This window comes from Marinobacterium lutimaris, assembly GCF_900108065.1.
GTDB lineage: Bacteria > Pseudomonadota > Gammaproteobacteria > Pseudomonadales > Balneatricaceae > Marinobacterium_D > Marinobacterium_D lutimaris.
This window is the reverse complement of record NZ_FNVQ01000002.1, coordinates 762,980-777,245: the sequence shown is the minus strand read 5'-3', so window position 1 is coordinate 777,245 and position 14,266 is coordinate 762,980. Positions and strand designations below refer to the sequence as shown.

General features: G+C 60.8%; 11 protein-coding genes. 6 read left to right on the top strand and 5 right to left on the bottom strand.

What is annotated here, in order from left to right; all coding sequences use genetic code 11:
• Positions 1–92 precede the first annotated feature (92 nt).
• The 4 genes from C4S72_RS13975 (at position 93) to soxR (ending at position 6,359) form a co-directional block, all read left to right on the top strand.
• Positions 93–1,259, top strand: a complete 1,167-nt coding sequence (locus tag C4S72_RS13975) for an efflux RND transporter periplasmic adaptor subunit (RefSeq protein ID WP_104003754.1) — start codon at positions 93–95, stop codon at positions 1,257–1,259.
• Positions 1,256–4,333 carry an efflux RND transporter permease subunit gene (locus C4S72_RS13970; protein WP_104003753.1) on the top strand — a complete coding sequence of 1,026 codons (3,078 nt, stop codon included), beginning with the start codon at positions 1,256–1,258 and terminating at the stop codon, positions 4,331–4,333. The genes C4S72_RS13975 and C4S72_RS13970 overlap by 4 nt, the downstream gene beginning before the upstream one ends.
• Positions 4,326–5,798, top strand: coding sequence for an efflux transporter outer membrane subunit (locus C4S72_RS13965; RefSeq protein ID WP_104003752.1), 1,473 nt, complete (start codon positions 4,326–4,328; stop codon positions 5,796–5,798). The genes C4S72_RS13970 and C4S72_RS13965 overlap by 8 nt, the downstream gene beginning before the upstream one ends.
• A 96-nt stretch (positions 5,799–5,894) precedes the next feature.
• Positions 5,895–6,359, top strand: a complete 465-nt coding sequence (soxR, locus tag C4S72_RS13960) for a redox-sensitive transcriptional activator SoxR (RefSeq protein WP_104003751.1) — start codon at positions 5,895–5,897, stop codon at positions 6,357–6,359.
• Positions 6,360–6,377: 18 nt separating this feature from the next.
• On the opposite strand, the gene C4S72_RS13955 is transcribed toward soxR, so the two are convergent.
• On the bottom strand, positions 6,378–7,280 hold the full coding sequence (locus C4S72_RS13955; RefSeq protein ID WP_104003750.1) for a LysR family transcriptional regulator: 903 nt from the start codon (positions 7,278–7,280) through the stop codon (positions 6,378–6,380).
• Positions 7,281–7,455: 175 nt separating this feature from the next.
• On the opposite strand from C4S72_RS13955, the gene C4S72_RS13950 reads away from it, so the two are divergent.
• Positions 7,456–7,701, top strand: coding sequence for a hypothetical protein (locus C4S72_RS13950; RefSeq protein ID WP_104003749.1), 246 nt, complete (start codon positions 7,456–7,458; stop codon positions 7,699–7,701).
• Positions 7,702–8,326: 625 nt separating this feature from the next.
• A complete protein-coding gene (locus C4S72_RS13945) occupies positions 8,327–9,277 on the top strand; it encodes a 2-hydroxyacid dehydrogenase (RefSeq protein WP_104003748.1) in 951 nt (316 codons plus the stop codon).
• Positions 9,278–9,396: 119 nt separating this feature from the next.
• Here the strand turns inward: C4S72_RS13945 and C4S72_RS13940 are convergent, their stop codons facing one another.
• The 4 genes from C4S72_RS13940 to C4S72_RS13925 are packed head-to-tail and all read right to left on the bottom strand — an operon-like array spanning position 9,397 to position 14,214.
• The gene (locus C4S72_RS13940) at positions 9,397–10,284 is read right to left on the bottom strand and encodes an efflux RND transporter periplasmic adaptor subunit (RefSeq protein WP_104003747.1); all 888 of its coding nucleotides are present in this window, start codon (positions 10,282–10,284) and stop codon (positions 9,397–9,399) included.
• Between the two features lie 9 nt (positions 10,285–10,293).
• Positions 10,294–10,494 carry a DUF1656 domain-containing protein gene (locus C4S72_RS13935; protein ID WP_104003746.1) on the bottom strand — a complete coding sequence of 67 codons (201 nt, stop codon included), beginning with the start codon at positions 10,492–10,494 and terminating at the stop codon, positions 10,294–10,296.
• Positions 10,484–12,697, bottom strand: a complete 2,214-nt coding sequence (locus C4S72_RS13930; protein WP_104003745.1) for an FUSC family protein — start codon at positions 12,695–12,697, stop codon at positions 10,484–10,486. The genes C4S72_RS13935 and C4S72_RS13930 overlap by 11 nt, the downstream gene beginning before the upstream one ends.
• Positions 12,694–14,214: an efflux transporter outer membrane subunit gene (locus tag C4S72_RS13925; protein ID WP_104003744.1), complete on the bottom strand. Its 1,521-nt coding sequence runs from the start codon at positions 14,212–14,214 to the stop codon at positions 12,694–12,696. The genes C4S72_RS13930 and C4S72_RS13925 overlap by 4 nt, the downstream gene beginning before the upstream one ends.
• Positions 14,215–14,266: the final 52 nt, after the last annotated feature.

Sequence of the window (14,266 nt, the reverse complement as noted above, 5' to 3'; positions counted from 1 at the left end):
GATTGACCCGAAACGGGCATGTCCAGAGTTGCCGGACCGCATAGGCCGCTGGGCAAAGTAACTGGGCAAATAAATATCAGGACGGATTGCCAATGACGCCACAGGTGCAGAATGAGTCATCTCCCGCCAGGGGAGCAGGGTGGAAGACACTGATCGTTGTTCTTCTTGTACTGGCCGCGATAATCAGCGGTCTCTGGTTCTGGAAAACCCAGAATTCGGCATCCGGTGGCTGGCATGGCGGCGCGCCGGTGGATGTGACGGCAATCAGGCTGGAAAGCCAGGATGTGCCCGATACGCTGGAGGTGCCCGGTGAGCTGGAAGCGGTACAGCAGGTGATGCTAACCGCCGAGGTCTCCGGCAAGGTGGCGGCTATCGATTTCAGTGCCGGCCAGCAGGTAGCCGCCGGAGACGTGCTGGTGACCCTGGATACCTCGGTGGAAGAGGCCGATCTTGCCGCCGCCAAGGCCCGTGAAACCTTCACCCGCAATCAGCTGGCCCGCGCCCGCCAGCTAGCGCCCTCCGGCGCCATGACCCAGGAAGAACTGCAGCAGCGCCAGGCCGAGTATGATCAGGCCCGCGCCCAGATCGCCCAGCTTGAAGCGCGTATCCAGCAGAAGCGCATTATCGCCCCCTTTGACGGCGAGGTGGGCCTGCGACACATCGATCTTGGCCAGTACCTGAACCCTGGCGATACGGCGGCCTCGCTGACCAACCTGTCTGAACTCTTTATCAACTTCGATCTGCCGCAGCGTCAGCGTAGCAATATCGCTGTGGGCCAGCCGATAGAGCTGATCACCGAGGGTGCAACGCTGACCGCTGAAGTTAGCGCCCTGGAGCCCCAAGTGAACCGCGATACCCGTAACCTGCGGGTGCAGGCGCTGATGGTTAATGAGGGCCAGCAACTGCGCCCCGGCATGTATGTCAGTGTGCGGCTGGATCTGCATACCGAGCCCGATGCACTGCTGCTGCCGGCCTCCGCGATCCTGACCTCCGCCTATGGCGATTCCGCGCTGGTGGTGCGTGAGCTCAACGCCGAGCAGATCGGCAAGCCGGAATTCGTACCGGTGACCGTCAGCCGCCGTATCGGTGACCAGGTGGTGATCGGCAGCGGCCTTAAGGCGGGCGATCTGGTGGTCACCGAGGGTCAGCTGCGGGTGCAGCCGAACAGCCAGCTCAAGGTGGTTGGTGCCGGCGCCGATAACAGCGGTGATGGCCAGAATGCGGAGGAGGCAGCGGCCGCCGAGGGCGGGCAGTCATGACCTTTACCGATCTCTTTATCCGACGACCTATCCTCTCCATCACCCTGAGTACGCTGATCCTGCTGGTGGGGCTCTCCTCGCTGTTCTCTCTGCCGGTGCGCCAGTATCCGAAGATGGAAAGCGCCACCATCGTGGTGACCACCCAGTATCCGGGTGCCTCCCAGGAGGTCATGCAGGGGTTTGTGACCACGCCGATCTCCCAGGCGATCGCCAGCGCCAACGGCATCGAATACCTGACATCGACCTCCACCATGGGGCGCAGCGAGATTCGCGCCAAGCTGGTGCTTAACGCCGATGCCGATCGCGCCATGACCGAGGTGCTGGCCAAGGTACAGCAGGTGAAATACCGCCTGCCGGAGGGTGCCTTCGACCCGCAGATCCAGAAGATCACCGACGGTGTCTCCGCGGTGCAGTACCTGACCTTTGAAAACGACAGCCAGACCATTCCGGAGATCACCGATTACATCTCCCGTGTGGTACAGCCGTTGATCACCTCGGTGCCCGGTGTGGCCGGTGCCGATGTGAACGGTGGGCAGACCTACGCCATGCGTCTCTGGGTCGACCCGGTGAAACTGGCGGCTTACCGTCTCACCGCCGGCGATCTCTCCAACGCGCTGCGCGCCAACAACGTGCAGGCGGCCCCCGGTGCCCTGCGCGGCAAGGACACGCTGATCCCGATCCAGGCATCCACCGAGGTGCGCAGCATCCAGGGGTTCCGCGATATGGTGGTGAAACGCGCCGATAACAGCGTGGTGCGCCTTGGCGATGTGGCCACCGTGGAGCTGGGTGGGCAGAACTATGACGCAAGCTTCCTCGGCGGCGGCAAGCGCGTGGTCTCCATCGCGATCACGCCGACACCGGACGGCAACCCGCTGGAGATCGTCGCCGGTGTCGAGGCACTGCTGCCGGAGCTGCGCAAGGCGGCGCCGCCGGGGATGGAGATCGTCAACGTCTTCGATATGGCGCGCTTCGTAAACGCCTCCATCGATGAGGTGATCAAGACGCTGCTCGAGGCGGTGGTGATCGTTATCGTCGTGATCTTCCTGTTCCTCGGCTCTTTCCGCTCGGTGATTATCCCCATCGTTACCATCCCGTTGTCGCTGGTGGGCACGGCGGCGCTGATGCTGATGTTCGGCTTCTCGCTGAACCTGCTGACGCTGCTGGCGATGGTGCTGGCCATCGGCCTCGTCGTGGATGATGCCATCGTCGTGGTGGAGAATATCCACAGGCATATCGAAGAGGGGCTGACGCCGGTTAAGGCGGCGATTCTCGGTGCCCGCGAGATCGTCTGGCCGGTGATCGGCATGACCATCACCCTGGCGGCGGTGTACGCGCCGATCGGTCTGATGGGCGGCCTCACCGGTGCGCTGTTCAAGGAGTTCGCCTTTACCCTGGCCTGCGCCGTGCTGGTCTCCGGTGTGGTAGCGCTGACGCTTTCACCGATGATGAGTAGCGCGCTGCTGAACAGCTCGGTCTCGGAAGGGCGCCTGGCGCAATCGATCGACCATGCTATGACCTCTCTGGCCAACGGCTATGGACGTCTTTTGGATCGAGTTCTCCATGCCCGTGCGGCGGTGCTGCTGGTCAGCGTTGTAGTGCTGGCCGGTATCGTCTTCCTCTTCCTTGGCGTCAAGCGTGAGCTGGCACCCGGTGAAGACCAGGGCTATGTGTTCACCGCGGTGAAGGCACCTCAGTACGCCAACGTGGATTACACCGAGCGCGCCTCCAAGGCTGTTGAAGGCCTGTTCCGTCAGCTGCCCGATTACCAGAACAGCTTCTTCCTCAACGGCACCGATGGCCAGAACAACGCCTTCGGCGGCGTGGTGCTGACCCCCTGGGAGGAACGCCAGATGAGCGCTTCCCAGGTTGAGGGCACACTAAATGGGCGCGGATCCTCGGTGACCGGGGCCTATGTCACCGCCTTCCAGCCGGCGCCTCTGCCGGCGGGCAGCGGCGGTCTGCCGGTGCAGATGGTGCTGCGAGCTCCGGCGGAGTTCACTGAGCTCTATGCCGCGCTGGAGAACATCAAGGGCGCTGCCTGGGGCAGTGGTCTGTTCGCCTACGTGGACAGCGACCTGGCCTTCGACAGCCCGCTGGCAAGGCTGACGGTGGATGCGGCCAAGGCCGGTGAGATGGGGGTTTCCATGTCGGAGATCGCCGATACCCTGGCGATGTTGGTGGGGGAGAACTACGTCAACCGCTTCAACTGGTTCGACCGTTCCTACGATGTCATCGCCCAGGTACCCCAGGACAAACGCCGTGGGCCCCAGGATCTGACCGGCTACTACGTGCGCTCCCAGTCCGGCGACCTGCTGCCGCTGGCGAACCTGGTGGAGGTCAATATCCAGGCGGCGCCCAACCGACTGCCGCAGTTCGACCAGATGAACGCGGTGACCCTGTCGGCGGTGCTGATGCCCGGTGTCACCATGGGCCAGGCGGTGGACTTCCTCAAAAGCCAGCCGCTGCCGGCCGGTGCCAGTATCGATTGGCTCTCCGACAGCCGTCAGTTCGTGCAGGAGGGCAATCAGCTGGTGATCTCCTTCGGCTTCGCGCTGATCGTGATCTTCCTGGTGCTGGCGGCTCAGTATGAGAGCTTCCGCGATCCGCTGGTCATCCTGGTGACCGTGCCGCTGGCGATCTGTGGTGCGCTACTGCCGATCTGGCTCGGTTACACCACCATGAACATCTACACCCAGATCGGGTTGGTGACGTTGATTGGCCTGATCTCCAAGCACGGCATACTGATGGTCTCCTTCGCCAACGATATCCAGCGCAACGAGAAGCTCGGGCCCATGGCGGCAATGCACAAGTCGGCAGTGATCCGTATGCGTCCGGTACTGATGACCACAGCGGCCATGGTCGCAGGCCTGGTGCCGCTGTTGTTCGCCGGTGGCGCCGGTTCCGCCAGCCGCTTTGCCATCGGCATCGTCGTGGTCACCGGTATGCTGATCGGCACCCTGTTTACGCTGTTCGTGCTGCCGACCATCTACAGCCTGATTGCGCGCAACCATGCACAGCCGTCCAAACGTGATCTCGAAGCGGGCCTTGCCGTAGAGGAGCAATCTCATGCCTAAGATTGTACAGATCAAGCGGCTTACTCTGCTGCTAAGCCTGACCTCCCTGACCGCCGCCTGTTCGCTGGCGCCGGAGTATAAGCGGCCGGAAGCGCCGGTGCCTGACAGCTGGCAGCAGCAGGAGGTTGCCGGTGCAGATACTACTGCTCAGGCAATTCAGCTTTTGGATTGGCAGAGCTTTGTTACCGATCCGTCGCTGGCCCGGGTGGTTCAGGTAGCGCTGGATAATAACCGCGACCTGAAGCAGGCACTGCTCAACGTGGAAGCAGCCCGCGCCACCTATGGCATCCAGCGCAGCGAACAGCTGCCGGGGCTCAACCTTAACTCCGAGGGTCAGGGGCAGCGGCTGCCGGATGATCTGCGTACCCCCGGCAGTAATAATGTGCAGCACCAGTACCAGACCAGCCTGGGGATGGCCGAGTTCGAGCTGGATCTGTTTGGCCGGGTGCGCAACCTCTCCGATGCTGCGCTGCAGGAGTACCTTGCCACCGAAGAGGCGGCCAACAGCGCCCGTATCAGCCTGGTGGCGGAGGTGATCCGTACCTTCCTCGCCCGTAACGGCGCGCAGCAGCGTTACGATCTGGCCAGCCGAACCCTGGAGGCACGGGAGGAATCGCTGAAGTTGATCGCCGCCCGGCGTGAGTTTGGCGCAGCCACCGATCTGGATTACCAGGAAGCGCTGGGGCTGGTGCAGCAGGTGAGGGTTGAGCTGGAACGGATCGACCGAGAGGTGCGCCAGTCCGGCAATGCGTTGATGCTGCTGACCGGCATCACCGAGGAGGATTCGCTGCTGCCGGCGGAGCCGGTTGCGGGCTACCTGATCCAGCAACAGCTGCAACCTGGTATGCCCTCGGAACTGCTGGAGCAGCGCCCCGATATTCGCGCTGCCGAGCGTCAGTTGATGGCGCGAAACGCCCGTATCGGTGCTGCGCGGGCGGCGTTCTTCCCGCGCATCTCGCTGACCGGGTCCTACGGTAGCGCCAGTGCCGAGTTGTCCGACCTGTTTTCCTCAGGGCAGCGCAGCTGGGCCTTTATGCCCCGGCTGACGCTGCCTATTTTTGATGGCGGCCGTAACCAGGCTAATCTCGACCTGGCCGAGGTACGCAAGTCGATGGCCATCCAGGACTATGAGCAGTCGATCCAGCAGGCGTTTACCGATGTGGCGGATGCGCTGGTCGCCAACGATACTTTGCAAAGAGAGGAAACCGCGCAACGTGCCCTGGTAGGCTCCAGTACCGAAGCGCTACGGTTGTCGCAGTCGCGCTATAACGCCGGCGTCGATGATCACCTGCGTTACCTAGAGGCGCAGCGTAATGACTTCAGTGCCAAGCGTGGCCTGGTAGATGTTCAGACTCAGCGTCAACTGGCGCTGGTCGGCTTGTTCCGCTCGCTGGGCGGCGGCTGGCAGGGCGGTGGCTCTCAGTCACTGAAGCCATCACTGCTTGCTACCACTGAAGGCCCTTAAATCCAGCGATTTTCCGGAGCGTTCCGGTTAATCGGGCGCTCCGGCTTTTTAGGGCTAAAACAGACCAACCGAACAACGATAAGAGAGGACAGGGCTTTGGATAAACCCGCAGGCCCCCCAAGAGAACTCAGCGTGGGCGAGGTATCCCAGCGCAGCGGTGTCGCCGTATCGGCGATCCACTTTTACGAATCCAAGGGGCTGATCATCAGCAAGCGTAACAACGGCAACCAGCGCCGTTATACGCCCAGCGTGCTGCGCTACCTGGCCATCGTCAAAGTGGCCCAGCGTGCCGGTATCCCCCTGGATGAGATCAAGGAAACCCTGGGCAGCTACGAATATGGCGTAAAGATCAGCCTGGAACACTGGAAACAGGCGTCATCGCGCTGGAGCGAGATCCTCAACAGCCGTATTGAAACCCTGCGCCGCCTGCGTGATGAGCTGGACGGCTGCATCGGTTGCGGTTGTCTTTCACTGGACGACTGCCCGCTGAAAAACCCGGACGATGTACTCGGCGACGACGCCAGCGGGCCGGTGCTGCTGGAGCGCCCTAGCGAGGATTAATCGGCAATTAATCGGCAATTAATCGTCCAGGGTTTTCGGAATCTCTTCCACCAGGTAATCAATCAGGCTGCGCACTGAGGGCAGCATGCCGCGGGGGCGCGGATAGACCAGGTAGATGGTGTGTCTCGAGCCGCTCCACTCGGGCAGCACGTGTATCAGTTCGCCAGTGCGCAGGGCGTCCGAGGCTATAGGCTCGGGGAGCAGGGCGATGCCGACTCCGTCAGCGGCCGCCTCGACCTGCACTCGCAGATCGTTGGTGACAAGCCTTGGGGTGAGATCAAGGGTATGGCTATGCCCGTCTGCGGTTGAGAGTGCCCACTGCACTTCGCCATCCTGAATATCCGAGATGATCGCCTGAGCGTTCAGGTCCTCTGGCTTTTCCGGGTGACCGTTACGTTCCAGGAAATCGGGGCTGGCTACCAGAATCCGGCTGGCGCCGCCCAGCTCGCGGGCGACCAGACTGGCGGAATCCTCGATGGCCGGGGTGACTCGCAGCGCCAGGTCGAAGCGTTCCTCTATAAAGTTGATCTGTCGATTGGTGGCCACGACCAGCAGGGAAACCTTGGGATAGGCTTCCATAAAACCGGATAAGATCGGCGCCAGATAACTCTGCGCCAGAATAACCGGGCAGCTCAGTTTTACCTTGCCGCTGGGCTCGTTCTTCAGCTCGGCGATGCTCTCATAAGCCTGCTCCGCATCGTCCACCACCTTCTGGCACTGCTGATAAAAGCGCTCGCCGGCTTCGGTCAGTGTCATGGAACGGGTCGAACGGCGCAGTAGACGTAGGCCAAGGCGCTTCTCCAGGTCCGCCACGCGGCGGCTCAGGCGGGTTTTTTCCACCCCAATCGCCCGCGCCGCAGCGGAAAAACCGTTGTGTTTGACCACGGCACAGAAGAAGAAAAGGTCGTTAAGATCGTCCATTTTATTGTTGCTCTCATGCACTAATCTTTGGTGTTTTTGCCATATTATCACGGCGGTAGTGCACTAGTAGAATAGCAATCACTAGAAAGAAACACCGTACATCCCATCGTAAATCAGCTTCTTTAGCCGGTGTCCCTCCTTAACGAAGAAGCTCGCAAAATAGAGGTATTTATCCATGAAAGGTATCGAAAAATTCGCACTTGCTGCAGCACTCGTTGGTTTCGCTGGCATCGCCCAGGCAACCCCTGCAAATGACACAGCTGAAAGCGCCAAGGCTCAGAACGAAATCCACCTGGCTCAGGCTTCTACCGCTCGCGACCAGGCTGTTAAAACAGCAGACAAAAGCGACAAAGAATCCAAGGAAATTCTGACCAGCGGCGAGCGTGACTATCTGTTCACCATTACTCACCCGAACCTGTAATCGGTTCAACGCTGTATCGTAACAGAGTTTCCCCGCGTAAAAATTGTATAGAAAAAGCTCAGGGATATTATTCGCTGTCTTTTAAGGTATAGAGTTTCAGGTATCGAGCCTCAGTTATCACGCGACAAGAGTAGTCAAGACAACCCTGGCTTTAACTATACAATGACTTGCTTTAGGGCTTCTCCAGCCCTGTCTATCCCTGGCGAACCGGGCCTTTAAGCCTGTTTTCTCTCCCTTCGCCAGGCGAGCTACGAACCGGGATGATGGATCATCTCGGTTGGGCTCAGACCTTCAATCTATTCCCCTGCGATATTCATCCTTCCTTTTGTCAATCCCGTCTAATGGGATTTTTCTGTTTTTATCCTTCAATCAATTATTCGATTATAAAGGCTATTCGTTTAGATCTGATTTTATATGGATGACAGTCGAAAACAGCTAAAAACGGATTGATGTGGGGAACGAACTGTTCTAATCCAGCGGTATGGTTTAAAGCCTGAGTTAGTGGCAAGGTTTCCATTAACTGGTGTCGTCCGTAGTGATTGTTGGAAATCCTTTAACCTGTCAGACAAGCACTGAATAAAACGGAATCGATACAAAAAACCAAAAGGATGTGCAAACAGACATTATGGAAAAAATAGATATCCTGGTCGTTGGGCCAAACCGTCCCGTGCAGATGAAAATGCTGGAGCAGACCTATCGTCTGCATCGTTACGATCTGGCTTCTGCGGTCGAGAAAGAGGCGATGCTCCGCGAGGTCGGTGCCGATATCCGCGCGGTGATCACTTCCCATGGCGCAGGTTTTGAGGAGTCACTGATGGCGCAACTGCCGAACCTGGAGATCGTCTGCTGCTCCAGCGTGGGCTTCGATACCCTGTGTGTGGAGGCCTGCCGCGAGCGTGGCATCCCCGTCACCAATACCCCGGATGTACTCACCGATGACGTAGCCGATATGGGCATGATGCTGCTGCTGGCTACTGTGCGTCGTCTATTGATGGGCGTCGAATGGATCAACAGCGGAGACTGGATCAACAAGGGGATGATGCCGCTGAACCGCTCGCTCAAGGGCAAGACGCTGGGTATCGTGGGCCTTGGACGCATAGGCAAGGCGCTGGCGCTGCGAGCCCAGGCATCCGGTATATGCATCAGCTACTATGGGCGCAGGCCCCAGCCTGATCAGCCCTACCGCTATTACGACGACCTGGTCGCGCTGGCCCGCGATGTGGATATTCTCGCCCCGGTTATTCCAGGTGGGCCTGAGACTGAGTGCCTTATAAGCCGCGAGGTGCTCGCAGCGTTGGGACCCGAGGGATACTTCATCAATATCTCCCGTGGCTCGGTGGTGGATGAAGCCGCACTGGTTGAGCTGCTTGAGCAGGGAAAACTGGCGGGCGCGGGACTTGATGTGTTCGTCGATGAACCCCACGTACCGCAGGCGCTGCTCGCCATGGATAACCTGGTCCTGCAACCGCACTGTGCCAGCGGTACCGAAGAAACACGCGGCGCTATGGCGCAGCTGGTTGTGGATAACCTGGCGGCGCACTTTGCTGGTCAGCTGCTGCTGACGGAGATCCGCTGAACAGGATTTCTGCAGTGACGGCGGCTTGAAAACATAAAATCCCGGTCTGAAAATCGGGATTTTATGTTTAAGGCTGAGGCGGGAGCTTTGCTCGCCGTATCAGCGGGCTGCTGGCGCGCTCAGAATATCTGCCACCATTTCCGGGTATCTACACCGGTCAGCACCACGGTGCAGCTGGTGCCGGCGGTGAGGGTTTCACCTTCGGGTATCTCATCGATGCTGATGCGCACCGGGATACGGCGGGCCAGGCGCACCCAGTCGAAGGTGGGGCTGACGTTGGCGGTGAGTTCATTGCTCTGCGGGTTGTCCGCATCGTAGATACCGCGGGCGATGCTCTCCACCTGACCTTTCATCTTCACACCGCTCATCATGGTGATATCCACAGCCGCGCCGGGTTTGACCAGCGGCAGCTTGGTCTCTTCGAAATAGCCGTAGACCCAGAAGGAGTGTTCATCGATCAGCGCCAGTGAAGCCTGGCCGGCGTGCACGTAATCACCGGTGTGAACGTTGAGGTTGGTGATATAGCCATCTTCTGGAGCGAAGACCGTTGTACGTTCAAGATCGAGCTGGGCGGCGTCGAGCTGGGCGCGGGCCTGGTCCAGTTCCGCCTTGGCGGTCTGCGCGGCGCGTTCTGCCTGGTCGCGGCTCTCGCGGGAGACGACCAGGGCATCGGCATCGGCGCGACGGCGGGCTTCATCGGTGCGCAGTGAAAGCATCGCTTCCTGGGCTTCCACCTGGGCCTGGGCGCGTTTTACCGCCAGCTCATAACGGGCCGGGTCGATCTGCAGCAACAGGTCGCCCTTCTTCACGCGCTGGTTATCCTGCACATTGAGGGCAACGACGGCGCCGGTTACGTCCGGGGCAATATTGATCACGTCGGCGCGGACACGGGCGTCGCGGGTCCAGGGATCGTTCATATAGTGCAGCCAGAGCAGGCGCACCATCAGCAGTGCTGCAAGCACGATCACCAGGGTAAAAACGATACTGTAGAGTTTTTTCAGAGTCATGGGTGGACCTCAGCGATAAACAGGCAGCGTCAGCGCGCAGCTGATGCCGACATAGATGGCAAGACGTAACAGGGTGGGATGCCAGGCCCAGCGGTAAAGGCCGGTGCCGGCAAGGATGCGATCCACACCCCAGGTAATCAGCAGTGCGGTGATAAACAGCACGGTGACGGTCGGAAAATAGAAGCCGTAAAAGGCGATCTCACGCGGCATGGGCGACTCCCTGTTCTAAAGTGGCGTTGTTCTGCTCGCGGTACATAGCGAGCGGGCCTTGCGGGTCGAGCAGCGAGACCTTGATAAAGTGCAGGTAGCTCAGCAGCTGGCGCCGCGGTGAATTGGAAAAGTGTTCCTGCTCTGGCTCCAGCGCGGGACGCAGTTGCTCGATAGCCAGTTCGACCTGCTCCATAGCGCGCTCGAAGCTGCGTGCGCCCGGCTTGATGTAGAGCCGGCTCAGCGCCCGTCCCATCTGGTCCAGGCTCTGGCGCCAGGGAGCATCGGGGTCTGTGTCATTGAGCGCTTCCGAGCGCAGCAGGGTACGCAGCTCGATCACCGCATGGCCCACTTCCTGGATATGGCAGCACCACTCCAGAGCGGTCTGCTGTTGCTGCGGTTGGCCACCAGACATGTTGTAGGTCTGGTTGAGCAGGTCACGGCTGCGGCTATCCAGTTGCGCGGCCAGCCCCGGCAGCGGAGCGGTAAGCGCTTTTACTGCCAGGTCTCGCATATCACGCAGCATCACCCGATGCAGCCAGCGTCCACTCGGCGGAAACAGTAGGGCGAGCAACACGCATGACATCAGGAACCCGGCAACACTGGCGATCGACTGGTTGGCAAACTGCTGTGGCAGGAAGCTGGCCGGGTTATCCGGCGAGGCCACAAAGCAGAAGTTCACCACCGAGCCAAAGCCAAGCCCTGCCCAGCGCGGCGACAGGCTCATCCAGGCACCCATGATGAATACCGGCGCAATGGCGGCCATCATCAGCGGGAAACCATCCACATAGGGCAGCACGAAAAAGCTGACGATAAAGCCTACGATACAACCGACTATGGCGCCCTGTGCCACGGACTGGGCCATCTTGTTCGGGTTGGGTACGGTCGATGTCAGCACCGCGGCGATAATCGCGTTCTGGATCGACATGGTGCCGCTCTCCCAGCCGCTGGTGATCCAGAACCAGGCCACAAACAGAATCACCAGTGCAGAACGGGCGCCGGTAGTGACGGCGTAAAGCGGGTTGGTGTGCGAGCGAAAGCCGGTGTACTGCGTGTCGAACTCCGGCACCTTTTCATCGTCCAGGCGGCTGTAGTCGCGCAGGTACTGGCCGAGCTGCTCGGCAAAGCGCACCATCAGTTCGACAAGGGTATCGAAACGCTCCATCGCTTCCTGGTCGGTAACTTGCTGGCGCAGATCGGCGCGGGTATCGCGGATATTCTGCTTAAGAGTGGCTTCGATCAGTTCGAACTCACGTAACAGCTGGCCGGCAACCTGTGGCTGGGGTGGTGCTTTCTCCAGCCGTTGCATCAGCTCCAGCAAAGGCGCAGCGACAGGTTCGACCCGGGCAAGAAGAGTGGCCTCGGCTTGTGACTCTTCGGCTCTGCTGCGTAGCTGCTCCAGCAGGCGGCCGATGGAGTGCAGACGTGTTCCCATCGCCATGTACTGGCGGTTCAGTGCCTTCAGCAGCGGGTTCTTCTGCTTCAACTGCAGGTTCTCTACCGTGGCGGCCTGGCGCAGCACCTCAATCGAGACACTCTCCGCCGCCAGGGCGCGGCCGCGGGCGTTGCGGCTGTCGCGATCCAGCGTACCGAGCAGCGATGCGCGAGCGAAACCGCAGAGGCGACCGACCCGGCTGACCAGCTGATTGCGCATGGAGCCAGCGGTTTCCCGTGGAAAGATCACCGCACTGACCACGCCACCGCAGATGATGCCGATCACCACCGCCAGCATCCGGCCCACCGCCAGGTTCACCGCCGCATCGGGGGTGATCGCCGCGGGCACGCCGATCATGCCGACGGTGTAACCGGCCAGCAGGAAAGAGTAGGAGCGCATATCGCGGTAGTGCACCGCGCCGGCAACACAGACACCGCACCAGAGCGCGGTGCCGAGGATGAACATCTGCGGCTGCTGGTGAAACAGCGCCACCAGCGTCAGCATGGCGATCAGACCGAACAGGGTGCCGATCAGACGGAAGATACTCTTGGTCAGTACCTGTCCCGCTTCCGGCTGCATCACGATCAACACGGTCAGCGCCGCCGAACGGGTGTGCGGCAGCTCCAGGATCATCGAGGCGTAGTAGGCCAGGCTCATCGCCAGCAGCACCTTGGCTACATAGAGCCAGCCGCTGCCGTTGCCCAGGCGCCAGTTTAGGAATGCGCTGCGGTGTGCCTCCCGGCTGAACAGTTCCTTGCTTAACGTACTCATGGTGCACTGATCTCTGCACTGACTTCTACGCGAGCTGGCGTCAGCTGTTCATCGTCTGGCTGCGCTATGAACTGCACGCCACCGCCCAGGGAGAGGGCCAGGTCTGCCTGCACACGGAGCAGCTGTGCGTGGATCTGTTCGCGGGCGATGCGCTGGTCGAGCAGTCGGGTCTGGGCGTCCAGCACATGCAGGTAGTCGGTCAGCCCGCGCTGAAACGCTTTTTCCGCCGTGTCGTACACCTGTTCCGCCTGCTGTACCGCGAGGTCCGCCAGCTCCGACTGATCCTTGGCCGAGCGCTGGCGGATCAGCTGGTCGCTGACCTCCTGCAGGGCGTGCCTCAGGGTGTCGTTATACTGCTGCACCGCCTCGTCATATTCGGCCGCGGCGATACCAAGGCGGGCACGACGGGCGCCGCCATCGAAGATCGGCAGTGACAGCGCAGGTCCTGCGGTAAAGGTGCGACGCTCGGCATCGGCCCAATCATTAAGAGCGCCGTTGGTCAGCACCTGGCCCAGGCTCGCCACCAGGTTGATGTTGGGATAGAAGTCGGTGCGCGCCATATCTACGGCGCTGGCCTGGGAGGCGATCTGCCAGCGGCTCAGCACCAGGTCCGGACGGCGGCCGATCAACTCCAGCGGCAGATCGCTGGGCAGGCTCAGCTGACGGTTCAGCAGCAGGCTGGGCCGGATCAGCTCGGGCGCTTCACTTAAGGGTCGTGCTGCAAGCGTGACCAGCGTATTGCGGTTGAGCTCGATCGCTTCTTCCAGGGCGCGGATACGGCGCTGGGTCACCGGAAGCTGGGCGCGGGCCTGTTGCAGATCGTAGCGAGTGCCGATGCCCGCCTGTAGCTGCTTTTGGGTCAGATCGACGATCTGGTGCTGCTGCGCCAGGCGTGACTTCTGCACGTCCAGCTGGGCGTAGTTCAGCGCGTAGGCGATATAGGTGCGGATCAGGTTGGCGGTCAGGTTCAGCTGTACCACGCGGGCGCTGGCTTCGCTGACGGCCACATCCCGCTGGGCGCGCTGCTTGCGGTCCTGCTGGCGGCCGAACAGATCCAGCTCGTAGCTGAAGCCGAGGATCGCCTGGTTATCCCAGGTTTCGGTATCGGCCATGGCGCCGGGACCGTAGTGATCATCGGTGGGCCAGCCGTGAATACCGGCGTTCACGTCGGCATTCAGCTGCGGGGCGGAGGGCGATAGTGTCAATCCAGCCTGGGCCTGAGCACGGCGAATGCGTGCGGCGGCGGCTTCCAGGGTTGGGTTATCCAGCATCGCCTGTTCAACCAGCTTGTCGAGCTGCGGATCGGCAAAGCTCTGCCACCAGCGGATGCTGGGCCAGTTATCGCTGTTTGCGGCCGGATGGCTGACACCCTCGACGGCCTCGGGCTGTGTCAGCGCCGCCTGGGGGTGAATCCCCTCCGGTGAAGCGCAGCCTGCCAGCACAAACGCCGCGGTCAGGCCCGCCAACCACAGGCGGCTTTTAGCCCCCAAAGTGGGTCTATTGATGGATGAGTTCATAATGTTTAAATCTTGTAAAAGTCGGGTGTAAAGCCCGCTACAGAGCCAGGGA